Source organism: Pseudorhodobacter wandonensis, from assembly GCF_001202035.1.
GTDB lineage: Bacteria > Pseudomonadota > Alphaproteobacteria > Rhodobacterales > Rhodobacteraceae > Pseudorhodobacter > Pseudorhodobacter wandonensis.
This window is the reverse complement of record NZ_LGHT01000045.1, coordinates 146,736-162,280: the sequence shown is the minus strand read 5'-3', so window position 1 is coordinate 162,280 and position 15,545 is coordinate 146,736. Positions and strand designations below refer to the sequence as shown.

Annotated in this window: 15 protein-coding genes; 8 read left to right on the top strand and 7 right to left on the bottom strand. The window is 59.1% G+C overall.

Annotation, left to right across the window (positions count from 1 at the left end):
- Positions 1 to 71 precede the first annotated feature (71 nt).
- Together AKU79_RS18375 and rsmI are read right to left on the bottom strand one after the other, a co-directional pair.
- Positions 72 to 425: a YraN family protein gene (locus AKU79_RS18375; protein WP_050525041.1), complete on the bottom strand. Its 354-nt coding sequence runs from the start codon at positions 423 to 425 to the stop codon at positions 72 to 74.
- A complete protein-coding gene (gene rsmI / locus AKU79_RS18370) occupies positions 422 to 1,342 on the bottom strand; it encodes a 16S rRNA (cytidine(1402)-2'-O)-methyltransferase (RefSeq protein ID WP_082224119.1) in 921 nt (306 codons plus the stop codon). The genes AKU79_RS18375 and rsmI overlap by 4 nt, the downstream gene beginning before the upstream one ends.
- A gap of 86 nt (positions 1,343 to 1,428) precedes the next feature.
- Between rsmI and AKU79_RS18365 the strand changes: the two genes are divergently transcribed.
- The 3 genes from AKU79_RS18365 to murJ are packed head-to-tail and all read left to right on the top strand — an operon-like array spanning position 1,429 to position 7,019.
- The gene (locus tag AKU79_RS18365; protein WP_050525040.1) at positions 1,429 to 2,601 is read left to right on the top strand and encodes a penicillin-binding protein activator; all 1,173 of its coding nucleotides are present in this window, start codon (positions 1,429 to 1,431) and stop codon (positions 2,599 to 2,601) included.
- 42 nt (positions 2,602 to 2,643) lie between these two features.
- Positions 2,644 to 5,475, top strand: a complete 2,832-nt coding sequence (locus AKU79_RS18360) for a [protein-PII] uridylyltransferase (protein ID WP_050525039.1) — start codon at positions 2,644 to 2,646, stop codon at positions 5,473 to 5,475.
- Positions 5,472 to 7,019, top strand: a complete 1,548-nt coding sequence (murJ, locus tag AKU79_RS18355) for a murein biosynthesis integral membrane protein MurJ (RefSeq protein WP_050525038.1) — start codon at positions 5,472 to 5,474, stop codon at positions 7,017 to 7,019. Before AKU79_RS18360 ends, murJ begins: the two co-directional genes overlap by 4 nt.
- A 277-nt stretch (positions 7,020 to 7,296) precedes the next feature.
- On the opposite strand, the gene AKU79_RS18350 is transcribed toward murJ, so the two are convergent.
- The 4 genes from AKU79_RS18350 to AKU79_RS18335 all read right to left on the bottom strand — a co-directional run bounded on the left by AKU79_RS18350 (position 7,297) and on the right by AKU79_RS18335 (position 10,127).
- Positions 7,297 to 8,145 (bottom strand): fumarylacetoacetate hydrolase family protein, encoded by an 849-nt coding sequence (locus tag AKU79_RS18350; protein WP_050525037.1) that lies wholly within the window; start codon positions 8,143 to 8,145, stop codon positions 7,297 to 7,299.
- A 16-nt stretch (positions 8,146 to 8,161) separates the two neighbouring features.
- Positions 8,162 to 8,908, bottom strand: a complete 747-nt coding sequence (locus tag AKU79_RS18345; protein WP_050525116.1) for an SDR family oxidoreductase — start codon at positions 8,906 to 8,908, stop codon at positions 8,162 to 8,164.
- 113 nt (positions 8,909 to 9,021) lie between these two features.
- Entirely contained in the window at positions 9,022 to 9,882 is an 861-nt protein-coding gene (locus AKU79_RS18340; RefSeq protein ID WP_050525036.1) for a BadF/BadG/BcrA/BcrD ATPase family protein, read from the bottom strand.
- Positions 9,883 to 9,884: 2 nt separating this feature from the next.
- A complete protein-coding gene (locus AKU79_RS18335) occupies positions 9,885 to 10,127 on the bottom strand; it encodes an accessory factor UbiK family protein (RefSeq protein WP_050525035.1) in 243 nt (80 codons plus the stop codon).
- A gap of 161 nt (positions 10,128 to 10,288) precedes the next feature.
- Here AKU79_RS18335 and lgt point away from each other — a divergent pair, with 161 nt between their 5' ends.
- The 4 genes from lgt to AKU79_RS19405 all read left to right on the top strand — a co-directional run bounded on the left by lgt (position 10,289) and on the right by AKU79_RS19405 (position 13,418).
- Entirely contained in the window at positions 10,289 to 11,173 is an 885-nt protein-coding gene (lgt, locus tag AKU79_RS18330) for a prolipoprotein diacylglyceryl transferase (RefSeq protein WP_050525034.1), read from the top strand.
- Positions 11,160 to 12,236 (top strand): class I SAM-dependent methyltransferase, encoded by a 1,077-nt coding sequence (locus AKU79_RS18325; RefSeq protein ID WP_050525033.1) that lies wholly within the window; start codon positions 11,160 to 11,162, stop codon positions 12,234 to 12,236. Before lgt ends, AKU79_RS18325 begins: the two co-directional genes overlap by 14 nt.
- 1 nt (position 12,237) lies before the next feature.
- Positions 12,238 to 12,990, top strand: a complete 753-nt coding sequence (pgeF, locus tag AKU79_RS18320) for a peptidoglycan editing factor PgeF (RefSeq protein ID WP_050525115.1) — start codon at positions 12,238 to 12,240, stop codon at positions 12,988 to 12,990.
- Positions 12,991 to 13,262: 272 nt separating this feature from the next.
- Positions 13,263 to 13,418: a hypothetical protein gene (locus AKU79_RS19405; RefSeq protein ID WP_156209895.1), complete on the top strand. Its 156-nt coding sequence runs from the start codon at positions 13,263 to 13,265 to the stop codon at positions 13,416 to 13,418.
- A 444-nt stretch (positions 13,419 to 13,862) separates the two neighbouring features.
- Here AKU79_RS19405 and AKU79_RS18315 read toward each other — a convergent pair whose 3' ends face one another.
- Positions 13,863 to 14,363 carry an Lrp/AsnC family transcriptional regulator gene (locus AKU79_RS18315; protein WP_050525114.1) on the bottom strand — a complete coding sequence of 167 codons (501 nt, stop codon included), beginning with the start codon at positions 14,361 to 14,363 and terminating at the stop codon, positions 13,863 to 13,865.
- A gap of 193 nt (positions 14,364 to 14,556) precedes the next feature.
- Between AKU79_RS18315 and trxB the strand changes: the two genes are divergently transcribed.
- Positions 14,557 to 15,504, top strand: coding sequence for a thioredoxin-disulfide reductase (gene trxB / locus AKU79_RS18310; protein ID WP_050525032.1), 948 nt, complete (start codon positions 14,557 to 14,559; stop codon positions 15,502 to 15,504).
- The last annotated feature ends 41 nt before the right edge of the window (positions 15,505 to 15,545 follow it).

Below are 15,545 nucleotides of genomic sequence, written 5' to 3'. Positions count from 1 at the left end.
GCATCCCTTTTTGTAACGCCCCTACTTGCCGCATGGCTCGCCACCTTGCAATCCATCATCACGAATTGTTTTCACCCCTGAAACGCATTCTCCAACACTTCAATACGCCCGTATGCATCAACCAAGGCAACATCAAACCGGCATTCCGTAGCCTGCCCCGCCGGCTCACCTGCCAAAAACTCGGAAGCAGCACCATAAATCCGCGCCATTTGCCGCGATGTCAGCCTTGCCGCCGCTTTGGCATGCGTTGCAGCTTTTTTCACTTCGACAAAAACAACTGCCGCCCCATCGCGCATGACCAAATCAATTTCACCTGAAACGCCCCGCCACCGCGCCGCCGCCAAAATCTGGCCCACATCAAAATAGCGCCGTGCCACTGCATCTTCAGCAGCAAGCCCTGCATGATAAGATACCAATCCACTCATTCCTTATCCTCTTCCTTACTCAGCCGCAACGCAAGCTGGTACAGCTCGCGCCTGGGCAAATTCAGCTCTAGCGCCACGTCGGCCGCAGCATCTTTTACCGTTTTTACGGCCAACGCCGTCCGCAACCGGTCTTCCACGCTGTCGGCATCCAACTGTTGCGGGACGGCCCGCCCAACAAGCACAACAATTTCGCCTTTCACCGCCCGGCCATCAAAAGCACGTTGCACATCGCCCAAACGGCCGCGCGTCACCTCTTCGAAACGTTTGGTCAATTCGCGGCACACCACCGCCTCGCGTTCTTCCCCCCAAATTTGCACCATTTCATCTAACAGGCGGTTAACGCGTTTCGGTGATTCGTAAATAATAAGCGTCGCCTGCACCTCTCCCAGCTCTTTCAGCATTCTTGCGCGCGCACCGGCTTGGTTTGGCGCAAATCCGGCAAACAAAAACCGGTCGCTCGGCAGGCCCGAAACAGTCAATGCCGCCAACACGGCCGAGGCCCCGGGTGCCGCCAAAACCGGCAATCCTTCTGCAATGGCCGCACGCCCCAGCTGAAACCCCGGATCGGCCACCAAGGGCGTACCGGCCTCGGACGCGTAAGCCACGGATTTCCCTTCACTCAGCGCGCGCAGCAGCTTGGGCCGCATCATTTCGCCATTATGATCATGATAAGCAAAGACATGCCGATCACCCAGCGCGACGCCATGTATTTCCATCAGATGTTTCAGCGTCCGTGTATCTTCAGCAGCAAGCACATCGGCTTTGGCCAAAATATCCAAGCCCCGCAAGGTGATATCGCGCGCCGCGCCAATCGGCGTCGAGACAAAATACAACCCCGGCGCCAGCGGCCTTGGGTCAGGCCGGAACGCGCCGACCTTGTAAACGCCGCCTTCTGCATCATTTTGTTCAGAACACATCTGCCCAGCCCCTTCAAAAGTTTACTTCATTCCCCGAACCGCATAGGGTTGTCTTGTTTGCTGTACCACCGGAATGAGGGACCCGCATGTTGTCGTTTTTAAGTTCTGCCCGCAAGTCACTGAAAGCTGCGGTACTTACTGTTTCCGCCTTGGCTGTGGCCGCCTGTCAGCCCGTTGGTGTCGCCTCTGGCCCCTCAATTGATACCTCGGCCCCGGTGCCAGTTGCGCTGTTGGTTCCCAGCGGGTCCGGTTCGGCAGGTGATGACGTCCTCGCGCGGTCGTTGGAAAACGCTGCCAGACTGGCGATAGCTGATCTCGGCAATGTGAAAATCGATCTGCGTGTTTACAGCACAGCGGGTAAACCCGCAGGCGCGCAAGCGGCCGCAATCAGGGCGGTTGATGAAGGCGCAGGAATTATCCTCGGCCCGGTATTTGCGCAAAACGCCAATGCGGCAGGCGTGGCCGTTGCCTCGCGTGGAGTCAACGTGCTGTCCTTTTCCAACAACACCGACATTGCAGGCGGCAACGTCTTTGTGCTTGGCCCAACCTTTCAAAACACAGCCAACCGGCTTTCGACCTTTGCAGTCGGGCAAGGTAAACGCAACATTCTGGTTGTGAATGACCGCACCCCTGCCGGCGAAGTCGGCCGCGTGGCAATCGAACGCGGTGTCGCCAATGCAGGCGGCTCGATCGTGGGCCGCGTGGGCTATGAGTTCTCGCAAAACGGTATCGTCAATGCGGCCCCCGAAATTGCAGCGCAGGTCCGCAGCTCGGGTGCACAAGCCGTTTTCATGACCGCCGATACCGCCGGCGCGTTGCCGCTGCTTACGCAGCTTTTGCGTGACAACCGCATTGATCCCTCGGTCGCCCAGTTCATCGGCCTGACCCGTTGGGATATCCCGACCGCAACAACCGCTTTGCCTGGCGTTCAGGGCGGCTGGTTCGCGATGCCCGACCCTGCCCTGTATCAACAATTCCAGAGCCGCTACCAAGCCGCCTATGGCGAACAACCGCACCCGATCGCGGGCCTTGCCTATGACGGTATTGCTGCAATCGGTGCCTTGGTCAAACAAGGCAATTCCGGCGCCCTTACGGCACAGGCCTTGACCCAAAGCTCTGGCTTTGTTGGCGTCAGCGGCATTTTCCGCCTGCGCGGTGATGGCAGCAATGAACGTGGCTTGGCTGTTGCACAAATCCGCGACAATCAGGTGGTCATCATTGATGCCGCCCCCCGCAGCTTTGGCGGTGCCGGGTTCTGACCCGGCCCACCACTTCGCCCACCACCCAAACGGATACATCCTATGCCCCGCACCAAAGCGGCCCAAGCCATACCCGCCGGATCTTCGGCGGGTATCCCCTTTCCCAGTCTGCCTGACCTAGGCTTTGATGACCTGATCCTGCCGCCCGCGCAGATCATCGATGCCCAAGCCCTGTTTGATCGCATCAAGGCCGATATCACCAATGTTCAGCAAAGCGCCGGACGCGAGGCCCGCGCCATCGCCGTCCAGCATCTGGCCGAGGCCCGCGCCGCTGCCAACGCACGGCTGGAAAAGGCGTTTGGTGAAAGCCCGCATGCCGCGCGTGGCCTGATCCGTGCCAATGCCTGGCTAACCGACCGCATCGTTTGCACGGCTTTGCAAGTCGCCACCACTTTTCTGCATCCATTGCCAAACCCGACCGAATCCGAGCGCATCGCGGTTGTCGCCGTCGGCGGTTATGGCCGGGCCGAAATGGCCCCACAATCCGACGTCGATCTGCTGTTCCTGACCCCTTACAAGGTCACGCCCTGGGCCGAGTCGGTTATTGAGTCGATGCTCTACATGCTGTGGGACTTGAAACTGAAAGTCGGCCATTCCACCCGCACCGTGCGTGATTGCATCCGCCTTGCCCGCGAAGACATCACTATCCGCACCGCCTTGCTGGAACGCCGCTTTCTGGCAGGCGAAGAGCCACTCGCCCAAGACCTGCGCACGCGCCTTTGGTCCGACCTCTTTCGCAAAACCGGCCCCGAATTTATCGAGGCCAAACTGGCAGAACGTGCCGAGCGGCACAAGCGACAGGGCGGCCAGCGTTACGTTCTGGAACCCAATGTCAAAGAGGGCAAAGGCGGCTTGCGCGATCTGCAAACCCTGTATTGGATCGGCAAATACCTGCACGAAGTCCGCACCGCCTCGGGCCTTGTTCAGGCAGGTTTGTTGACCCAGGACGAGTACGACATCTTTGCCACCGCCGAAAATTTCCTCTGGGATGTGCGCTGCCATTTGCACTACATCACCAATCGCGCGATGGATCAGCTTACCTTTGACCTGCAAGTCGAGGTCGCGGCCCGCATGGGTTACACCGATACTACCGGCCGCCGCGCCGTTGAATATTTCATGCAGGATTACTTTCGACACGCCACCCGCGTGGGCGAATTGACCCGCATCTTCCTGACACAGCTAGAGGCGCGTCACGCCAAATCCGAACCCGCGCTGATCGGCCTGTTCCGCCGCCGCAAAAAGCTGAAATACGGCTTTGCACTGGAACAAGGCCGCATCGTTTTTGGCAGTGGCGGGGATTTGAAATCCGAACCGCTGAACCTTATCCGCGTCTTTGAAGAGGCCCTGCGCACCGGCTATCTGATCCACCCCGTCGCCATGCGCGCCATCGCCGCCAATCTGCATCTGATTGACGATGACTTGCGCGCCGACCGCGAAACCCAGCGCATTTTCCTCGACTTGCTGCTAAAACACGGCAACCCCGAACGCAGCCTGCGCCGGATGAACGAATTGGGCGTGCTATCGGCCATCATCCCCGAGTTTGAGCCGATCGTGGCGATGATGCAGTTCAACGTCTATCACCACTACACGGTGGATGAGCACACAATCCAATGTATCTCGACCCTTGCGCAGATTGAACGGGGCGAACTGATCGAAGAGCTGCCCGTCGCGTCAAACATCCTAAAGGAAGGCGTGAACCGCAAGGTTATTTTCATCGCCCTGTTGCTGCATGATATCGGCAAAGGCCGCCCCGAAGACCATTCTATCCTGGGCGCGCAAATCGCCCGCAAAGTGGCACCGCGCCTTGGGCTGACCCCCGACGAATGCGAAACCGTCGAATGGCTGGTGCGCAACCACCTGCTGATGTCGGACGTGGCGCAAAAGCGTGATCTGTCCGACCCGCGCACCGTGCGCGATTTTGCCAAAATGGTGAAAACCCGCAAACGGCTGGATCTGCTCTGTGTGCTGACGGTTTGCGATATTCGCGGCGTTGGTCCGGGAACATGGAACAACTGGAAGGCCATGCTGCTGCGCCAGCTGTACCGCGACACCACGACGGCGCTGGAAGGCGGCTTGGAAACCCTGAACCGCGAACACCGCGCCGATGCCGCCAAAAAGCTGCTGCGCGACCGGCTTTCCACATGGGATGCCAAAGCCGTGCGCGCCGAGCTTGGCCGCCATTACCCCGCCTATTGGCAAGGCCTGCCGACCGAAACCCAAGCGGTCTTTGCGACCCTGCTGCAAGACATCTCGTCTGATGAAATCCGCATTGACCTGCACCCCGATGCCGACCGCGATGCCACCCGCGCCGCCTTTGCGCTGGCCGACCACCCCGGCATTTTCTCGCGTCTTGCCGGGGCTTTGGCACTGGTCGGGGCGAACGTGGTTGATGCCCGCACCTATACTTCCAAAGACGGCTGGGCCACCGCCGTCTTTTGGCTGCAAGACAGCGAGGGCCACCCCTATGAGGCCTCTCGCCTGCCGCGCCTGCGCAGCATGATCGAGAAAACGCTGAAAGGCGAAGTCGTCGCCCGTGACGCGCTGAAAGACCGCGACAAGGTGAAGAAACGCGAACGCGAGTTCCGCTTTCCCACCCATATCACCTTTGATAACGAAGGCTCTGAAATCTATACGATTGTCGAGGTTGATACCCGCGACCGGCCCGGCCTGCTCTATGACCTCACGCGCACGCTGGCGGCCAATAACATCTATATCGCCTCGGCTGTGATCGCGACCTTCGGGGCGCAAGTGGTTGACAGTTTCTACGTCAAAGACATGTTTGGCCTGAAACTGCACACCATCGGCAAGCAAGACGCGCTAGAGCGCAAATTGCGCCAAGCCATCATCGATGGTGTCGAAAGGGCAAAAACATGAAGCCTATCAGACTGGTCTCCGGCTTCCTGACTGTGGGGGGCTGGACGCTGGCCAGCCGCGGCGTGGGCTTTGTCCGCGATGTGATGATGGCGGCCTATCTGGGCACCGGCCCTATGGCCGAGGCGTTTTTGATTGCCTTCTCCCTGCCCAATATGTTTCGCCGCTTTTTCGCCGAGGGCGCGTTCAACATGGCCTTTGTGCCGCTGTTTGCCAAAAAGCTAGAGGCAAACGACGACCCGCACGGCTTTGCCCGCGATGCGTTTTCGGCTTTGGGTGCAATTTTGATCGTGTTTACGATTGTGGGAACCATTGCCATGCCTGCGCTGGTCTGGGCAATGGCATCGGGCTTTGTCGGCGATGCGCGGTTTGATCTGGCCGTGGAATACGGGCGCATCAGCTTTGTCTACATCCTGTTCATCTCGCTGGTGGCGCTGCTTTCTGGGGTGCTGACCACACTTGGCCGCTTTACCGAGGCCTCGTTTGTGCCGGTCCTGCTGAACCTGATCTTTATCGCGGCCATGCTGGTCGCGGGGTATCTGGGCTGGGATATGGGGATAACGCTGGCATGGACCGTGCCGGTAACGGGTATTGCTCAGTTCGCTTTCGCATGGATCTGGGCGCGCAACGCAGGCTTTACCCTGACGCCGCGCTGGCCCCGTATCACGCCCGAACTGAAACGCCTTGCCATCATCGCAGCGCCCGCCGTGCTGTCGGGCGGTGTGGTGCAGATCAACCTGCTGGTCGGGCGGCAAGTTGCGTCCTTTACCGAAGGCGCCGTCGCCTGGCTCAGCTATGCCGACCGGCTGTACCAACTGCCCTTGGGCGTTGTGGGCATCGCGATTGGCACCGTTCTGCTGCCCGACCTGTCACGCCGCCTGCGCGCGGGGGATGAGGATGGCGGCCAGAACAGCTATAACCGTGGCACCGAATTTGCGCTGGCACTAACGCTGCCCTCGGCCGTGGCGCTGATCGTGATTGCACAACCGCTGATTTCCGTGCTGTTCGAACGCGGCGCCTTTGACGCGTCCGACACAAGCCCGACCGCATTGGCACTGGCAATTTATGGCATCGGCCTGCCTGCATTCGTGCTGCAAAAAGTTCTGCAACCCCTGTATTACGCCCGCGAAGACAGCCGCCGCCCCTTCAACTTTGCCGTGATCTCAATGGTCGTGAATTTGGCGATTGCGGTTGGCCTATTGCCGATTATCGGCTTTGCCGCTGCTGCATGGGCAACCACCCTTTCGGGCTGGGTTATGGCGCTGCAACTGTGGCTTGGCGCGCGCAAAATGGGCAAAGCCGCGCAAATTGACGCCCGCCTGCGCCGTCGCACGCCGCGCATCTTTGCCGCCGCACTTCTGATGGGCGCTACACTTTACGGCATGTCTTGGTTGCTCGATCCGGCCTTGCACACAGAGGGCTGGCGCTACGGTGCGCTGTTGCTCCTCATTGTCACGGGTGCTGTCAGCTATTTCGGCCTTGGCGCAGCGATCGGCGCGTTTCGAATGTCGGATTTCACCGGCTCCCTGCGCCGCAATCGCAGCTAAGGGGCAGCTCCCGCCATTCGTTGACGCATCCGCGTCGCCTCAATGTTGGGCCCGGCCGCAAACCTAACGGTTTGCGGCGACTGCTCTGCCAAGCCCACCCGCATCATCTATCCAAAAATATCCCCGCCGGAGGCACCAGCATCGGCCAATAAAAACACCTTCAAAAAAATGTTTTAACCAATATCCACATGAGTTCTTCGTAGCGCAAAGAAACAAGGCGGCAAAGGTTTCCCCCTCACCGCCTCTCATCACCTATACCGCTATGCCACTACGGCCCTTAGGCCGGGTCGGCGATCACATCTTGCCGCTGCTGGCCCAAGCCTTCGATCGACAGCTCGATCACATCGCCCGCCTTCAAATATTGCGGCGGCTTCATGCCCATGCCAACGCCGGGCGGCGTACCGGTCGAGATCACATCGCCCGGATGCAGCGTCATGAACTGGCTAAGATATGCGACTACATGCGCCACCCCGTAGACCATGGTCTTGGTAGACCCGTTCTGCATCTTCTTGCCATTTACCGTCAGCCACATGCTCAGGTTTTGCGGATCAGCCACCTCATCGCGCGTCACCAGATACGGGCCGATCTGGCCAAAGTTGTCGCAAGACTTGCCTTTGGTCCATTGCCCCGCGCGTTCGGTCTGAAAGGCGCGCTCGGACACATCGTTTGAAACACAATAGCCCGCGACATAGTTCATCGCATCGGCCTCGGTCACATATTTGCACTTGGTGCCGATAATCACACCCAGCTCAACCTCCCAATCGGTCTTTTCCGACCCGCGCGGGATAATGACCGGATCATTCGGCCCACAAATTGCACTGGTGGCCTTCATGAAAATCACCGGCTCGGGCGGCACGGCCATACCGCTTTCGGCGGCGTGGTCGGCATAGTTAAGTCCGATGCAAATGAACTTGCCCGTGCCCGCAACACAAGCCCCCAAGCGCGTACCGGCGGCAACCTCTGGCAGCGTCGCAGGGTCAATCTTTGCCAAATTCGCCAAAGCCGCATCCGATAGCGCACTGCCGCCAATATCATCCACATGGACCGACAGATCGCGGATCGTACCATCCGACGCCAGAATACCCGGTTTTTCCTGCCCCAATGGGCCGTGACGCAACAATTTCATCGTGGTTCCTTTTTGGTTAAACGTTCGACCAGCCGCCATCAATCACATGGGCCGCCCCGGTTGTCAGACTGCTATCATCCGATGCCAGATAGACAACCAAATTTGCAATTTCTTCGGGTGTGCCAAGCTTACCCATCGGTTGGCGTGCGATAAACGAGGCGCGGCCAGCAGCGTAATCGCCGCCCCCCAGATCACGCATCCGCTGTTCAAGCGACGGGCTGTCGATCGTACCCGGGCAAATCGCGTTGCAGCGGATACCTTGGGTGATGAAATCGGCAGCAATCGCTTTGGTCATCCCGATCACCGCTGCTTTGGTCGCGCCATAAACATAGCGGTTCGGCGCAGCGATAATCGACGAGGCCACAGATGACATATTGATGATAGACCCGCCGCCATTCGCCAGCATCGCTGGCAAAAACGCCCGCGTCACGCGGTGCATCGATGTCATGTTCAAATCGACACTAAAGGCCCAATCGTCCTCATCACAGTCCAGAATTGTTCCGTGCGCCACAAAGCCCGCGCAGTTGAACAGCGCATTAATCGTTCCCACGCGCGCGGCCATCGCCGTTACCGCTGCAGGGTCGCGCACATCCAGCAGATGCGTTTCAACCCCTTCTTTGGCCAGCGTTGCCAAAGTGTCAGGATTGATATCCGTCGCAATCACCTCTGCGCCTTCCCGCGCCATGGCAATCGCTGCCGCACGGCCAATCCCCTGCCCTGCCGCTGTCACAAATGCCCGTTTTCCCGAAAGTCTACCCATCAACCCTCTCCCCCAAGACTGATCTGCCGCCAAAGTACCATACCAGTTATTAGGGCCATGATTTCGCCCCCCATGTCAACCGAAACTGCGCGCTTTGGTCAGAAATATTTGCCAAATCACCCCAATCGCACCGCAAGTCGCAATGCGCCATCAATGGCCTGGCCTTTCGGCGCAACAATTGCAGCTTGCACAGCTTCTGGCAAAAACGGCGCGTAATGCGGGCCAACGCCGCCCGACAGGCACAAAACATCAGGCGCAGCAAAGCCCATAACTGAAAGCGCCCGCGTCAAATACGCAGCCCCTTGCTGCATCAGCGCCACACCAACGGCATCCCCCGCCTGCGCTGCCGCCACAACATCAGGGGCAAAACCCGCATAATCGACAGACCGCGCCGTCGCAGCAAAGGCCACCAAGCCACGCGGATCACGGCCAAACCCTGCAAAGCACGCCTCGGTCAACGGTGAAAAGGCCTCTATCCCGTCATGCGCCAGCAAGACCCGTTGCAACAAAAGCCGCCCCAGCCATGCCCCCGAGGCATCATCAGACAGTTGAAACCCCCAACCACCAATACGCCACGCCTGCCCGCCGCGCTGCCCTGCCACAATCGTGCCAGTACCCAGTGCCAGCAAAACGCCGTCTGCCCCCGCCAAAGCGCCCTCAACCGCGATGGTCCGATCCTCGGTCACGCAGATTTGAACAAAGGGGAATTCAGCAGCAACGCGGGCTGCATCTTGGGGCGATTGCACATCGGCAAGGCCAAAATGCGCCACACCACGCAGCACCTCGGGCAGGCCAAGCCCCAGCTGTGCTGCGGCCCGCGCCAGTGCATCGCGCAGATTGGCAACCGCCTGATCAAAATCCGACGTCACATTTGCCGGGCCGCCGATGGCCTGCGCCAAAACGCGGCCTTGGCCATCAGCAATGACCAACCGGCAACCGGTGCCGCCGCCATCACAGCCAATGACAAAAGGCGCCATGCCTATTTCTTGGCTTCCAATGCCGCCAAACGTGCCGAGAGCGCCTCGTTTTCCTCACGCGCTTTTTGTGCCATCGCGCGGACAGCATCAAATTCCTCGCGCGTGACGAAATCACGCCCGGCAAGCCAGCGGTCAACCATGCTGCTCATCGCGGTTTCGGCCTCGGTTTTCGCACCTTGGGCAACGCCCATCGCATTGGTCATCAATTGCGACATATCGTCAAAGAACTTGTTACGTGTTTGCATCGGGGCCTCCTATGGCTGCCGCTCATCAAACGGCTGATCGAGATTACCCCCCTTATATGGCGATCTCACGCCGCAGGGGCAAGCGGCTGCGGCGAATTGGTTGACATCGCGCCTGCCGCGCCCGAAAACCCCCTCCAACTGCCTCGCATAAGGACCAAGCCATGCACGGCTACCTCCCCTTTCCCAATATCTCGCCCGAGCTGTTTTCGATCAGCATCGGCAGCATGACTTTTGCACTGCGCTGGTATGCGCTGGCCTATATCGCAGGTTTGCTGATCGGCTGGCGCTTGGTGCTGAACGCAATCGCCACGCCGCGGCTTTGGGCAGACAGCGCCCCGATGACCGCCGAACAAGTGGAACGCCTGCTGACTTGGGTGATCATGGGGGTGATTTTGGGTGGCCGGTTCGGGTTCGTGCTGTTCTACCAGCCCGGCTATTATCTGGCGCACCCGCTAGAGGTGCTCATGGTCTGGCAAGGCGGCATGTCGTTTCATGGCGGGTTCTTGGGTGTGGTTGTGGCCGCATACCTGTTTTTCCGCTCTGAAAAAATCCCTTTGCTGCCCGCCGCCGACCTGCTTGCCCTTGCCGCCCCGCCCGGCCTGCTGTTGGGCCGCATCGCCAATTTCATCAACGCCGAGCTGTGGGGCCGCCCAACCAACATGCCTTGGGCCGTGGCCTTTCCGGGCGAGGCTGCGCAATATTGCCCAGATGTGACGGGCATTTGCGCCCGCCATCCCAGCCAGATCTATGAGGCAGGGTTAGAGGGGCTACTGCTGGGTGCAGTGTTGCTCTGGCTGGTCTATCGCCGCAACTGGCTGCACCGCCCCGGTCAGGTAATGGGGCTGTTTTTTGCGGGCTATGGCGCTGCGCGGTTCTGTGTCGAGTTTTTCCGCCAACCCGATGCGCAATTCGTGACCGAGGGCAACCCGCTCGGCCTTGCGTTCCATGCGGGCGGCTACGGGTTGACGATGGGGCAAGCCCTGTCCCTGCCGATGATCTATGTCGGGCTGGTGCTGATTTGGTGGGCGCGTCGTGGCAAATCCTGAAACCCCATTGGACTCCCTGCTCAAGGCGCAAATCGCCGCCCAAGGCCCGATTACGCTGGCCGAGTTTATGGCGACCTGCCTGTTGCACCCTGAACATGGCTATTACACCACGCGCGACCCGCTGGGCCGTGCAGGCGACTTTATCACCGCACCCGAAATCAGCCAGATGTTCGGCGAATTGCTGGGGCTTTGCCTTGCCCAGGCTTGGGTAGACCAAGGCGCGCCGGACCGTTTCATTCTGGCCGAGCTTGGCCCCGGACGCGGCACTTTGATGGCCGATCTTTTGCGCGCCACGCATAAGGTGCCCGGCTTTCACGCCGCCGCCAACCTGCATTTGCTAGAGGCATCACCCAGCCTGCGCGCCCTGCAAAAACAAACACTTGCCGCCTATTCCGTCACGTGGACCGACAGCATTGACGCAGTGCCAGACGATGCCCCGCTGTTCCTGATCGCGAATGAGTTTTTTGACGCGCTGCCAATCCGGCAATTCACCCGCCACATCGACGGCTGGTGCGAAACCATCGTCGGCGTCGCGCAAGACCAGCTGGTCAAAGGCTATGCCGCGCCGGTCGCGCTGCCCGCGCTGGCGCACCGCCTCGATGATACCAAACCCGGCCAAGTGATCGAGACGCGCCCCGATGCCACGCCGATCATGGCACGTATCGGTGCGCAAATCAGCGCACACGGTGGGGCGGCGCTGATCATCGATTATGGCAACTGGCGCTCGAACGGCGACACGTTGCAAGCCATGCGCAACCACGCCTTTGCCGACCCGTTTGCAGCCCCCGGCCAGGCCGATCTGACCGCCCATGTCGATTTTGAGGCGCTCGCGCAGGCGGCCGCACCTGCCGTGGCAACAGGTCTGACCGATCAGGGCGCTTTGCTGGCACGCTTGGGTATTGGCGCCCGCGCCCAGCTTTTGTCGCGCAATCTTAGCGGCGCCGCGCTTGAAAATCATCTAGGGGCCACACAACGCTTGACCCGCGCCGAGGAAATGGGAAGCTTGTTCAAAGCGCTGGCCCTTTATGCCCCCCAACACCCAGCGCCCGCGGGGTTTGACTGATATGCTGGAAATCATCACCTCTGAGGCATTGCTGCCAACCCGACACGGGTTTTTCACCCGCAAAGGTGGGGCTTCATCGGGCATTTTTCACGGGCTGAATTGCGGCCCGGGCAGCACTGACCTGTCCGAGGCTGTCGATATTAACCGCGCCCGCGTGGCCGCCTATATGGATGTGCAGCCCAACCACTTGCAAACTGTGCATCAGGTGCATTCCCCCGATGTCGTCACCCTGACCGAACCGCTGATTATCCGCCCACAAGCCGATGCAATGGTGACGGCCGTGCCGGGCCTCGCGCTTGGCATCCTGACCGCCGATTGCCAACCGGTGCTGTTTTCCGACCCCGACGCAGGCGTGATTGGCGCGGCCCACGCGGGCTGGCGCGGGGTCAAAGATGGCGTGCTCGAGGCCACACTGGACGCGATGGAGGCACTGGGGGCCGACCGCGCCAACATCACCGCTGTCATTGGCCCCTGCATTTCCCAAGCCGCTTATGAGGTGGGACCGGAGTTTGTCGAAAGCTTTATCGATGACAACCCCGAAAACAGCCGCTTTTTTTCGGGCGGCAAGGGCGACCGCGCATTGTTCAATCTTCCGGTTTTCGGTCTGTCAAAACTGCGCAAAGCGGGCATAGGCCATGCTGAATGGTCAGGCCATTGCACCTATTCGGACCCCGAGCGCTTTTTTTCTTACCGCCGCACCACCCATTTGGGCGAGGCAGACTATGGTCGCCTGATTTCAGTGATCCGGCTGTAAACCAAAACCGGAATACGGCCAAATCGCGGCATATTTTGCCGCGCCGCAGCCGCAAATCCGTTGACGCCGCTTTGTGGGCCACCAATTCCACGTGCCCCAGCCAATAATTCACCCTTATTTTATGGCGCAATCGGGATTGCACAAAGCTGCCAAGGTTGACCCCAAACCAAGCGCTCTATTTTCCCAAAACCGGTGCCACCGTCAAATCCGTGCCCCAATGCTCAGGCATATTGCCCCGAACACAGACGAATACGCAGATGCAGGAGCAGATTATGACAAAACGCCGCTGGCTCAAATCCGTCATCGCCGCTAGCCAAGCGCCGACACCGGCTATGCCGTTTCAGCGTGCCAACCGGCGCAAGCCAACCATGCTCAAATCTGCGGCCTCTGGCCCGTCAACACAACAAGGTACACCCGTGAATCGTTAGACACCCCGCCAGATAGGCGCGGCAGCCCCCGTCATGCGCCATCGCCGATCACGTTCACGAAATCGTGGCCCAGATTAAAAATCCGGCCCCAATGCCTTCATAGTTTGGCCACATTTCTCACGTTAAAAGTACGCTCAATTTATGTTCGGGCATGGTCGCCCAATTCAAAGTAAATACGAGTTTAACTTTGACACTCAGCAACAATTTTGTCACTCTGTGCGTGTGACACAATTGATTGTGGCGCAAGACGGAAGTTCGGGCGGATCATGTGGTAAGACCGAAGGGCAATCGTGCCCAATGCACCCTTACCGCCCAAACAGCCAGGTTTCAAAAAGGCGGCCCTGATATACTCCTCTGGTGTATCGCGAAGGGGCCGCTCCTTTTGTGTCTGAAACTGATTTCAGATTTAGCAGCCAGTTTCCGGGCTGAAAATCCGCAAACGGCCTAAGCGTCGCGATTCAGCCGTGCTTCCAAAACTTCAAATGGCACGCCCGGCTCATCCTTGGCCCCACGGATCACAAGGCTGGTTTTCACACTTGCCACATTTTCGGCCTTCAGCAATTCACCAGTCAAAAAGCTTTGAAACGTCGAAAGATCAGGTGCCACGCATTTAAGAATAAAGTCGATCTCGCCGTTCAGCATGTGGCATTCGCGCACCAAAGGCCAGGCGCGGCACCGCGCTTCAAAAGAAGACAGATCGCCTTCGGCTTGGCTATGCAGCCGCACCATTGCAAAAACCTGCACTTCGAATCCCATTTCGCGCGCATCAATATCGGCGTGATAGCCTTTGATATAGCCCGCTTCCTCTAACGTGCGCACGCGGCGCAGGCAGGGCGGCGCCGAAATACCAACGCGTTTTGCCAATTCCACATTGGTCATCCGGCCGTCTGCCTGCAATTCTGCAAGGATCTGGCGGTCGATAGGATCCAGTTTCGAGCCAGCCATAACGTCAATTCCTTTTGTATCGCAAGTCATCTTGGCGGACCTTATGTTTTCCAGCCGGTTTGCGCAATAATGTTTCAACCTTGCGCAACAATTTATCATCCTCCACCCGGCCTCCTGTTGCCGTGGCACAAAGGGGTTTTCGCCCCCGCCCGCAGCGCCTATATGGAAAAGACAACAATTCCTTGGGGGCATAATGGCCGAGACACGTCACAGCAAAATTCTGATCATCGGCTCCGGCCCCGCAGGCTATACCGCCGCCGTTTACGCCGCACGTGCGATGACAAACCCGATTCTGGTCCAAGGCTTGCAACCGGGTGGCCAGCTGACCATCACCACCGAAGTCGAAAACTGGCCCGGCGACAGCCATGTCCAAGGCCCCGACCTGATGGTGCGGATGGAAGAACATGCAAAGGCGATGGGCGCCGAGGTGATCTCGGATTACATCTCCAGCCTGGATCTGTCCAAACGCCCGTTTACGGCACAAGCCGATAGCGGCACCACATTCACCGCAGATGCCGTGATTTTGGCGACAGGCGCACAAGCCAAATGGCTGGGACTGCCGTCTGAGGAAAAGTTCAAAGGTTTTGGCGTTTCGGCCTGTGCCACCTGCGACGGTTTTTTCTATCGCGGCAAAGAGGTTGTGGTAATCGGTGGCGGCAATACGGCTGTTGAGGAAGCGCTGTTCCTGACCAATTTTGCCACCAAAGTAACCCTGATCCACCGCCGCGACAGCCTGCGCGCCGAAAAGATCATGCAAGACCGGCTGTTCAAGAACCCCAAGGTGCAAGTGCTTTGGAACCACTCGGTTGAGGAAGTTCTGGGCGATACCTCGCCACTGGGCGTCACAGCGGTGCGGGCCAAGAATGTAGAAACCGGCGAGACTACCGATGTGCCTTGCGCCGGTTTCTTTGTTGCCATCGGCCACGCGCCGGCCTCAGAGCTGGTTAAGGATCAGCTCGAGTTGCACAATGGCGGCTATGTTAAGGTAAAACCGGGCAGCACGCTGACCTCTATTCCCGGCGTTTTTGCTGCGGGCGATTTGACCGACCACGTTTACCGTCAGGCTGTCACCTCGGCCGGAATGGGCTGCATGGCGGCGCTTGATGCCGAACGGTTCCTGGCCGAGCAAGACGAAGCCTAAAGAAAAAGGCCGGACCCAATTGGTGCCCGGCCTTTTAACCA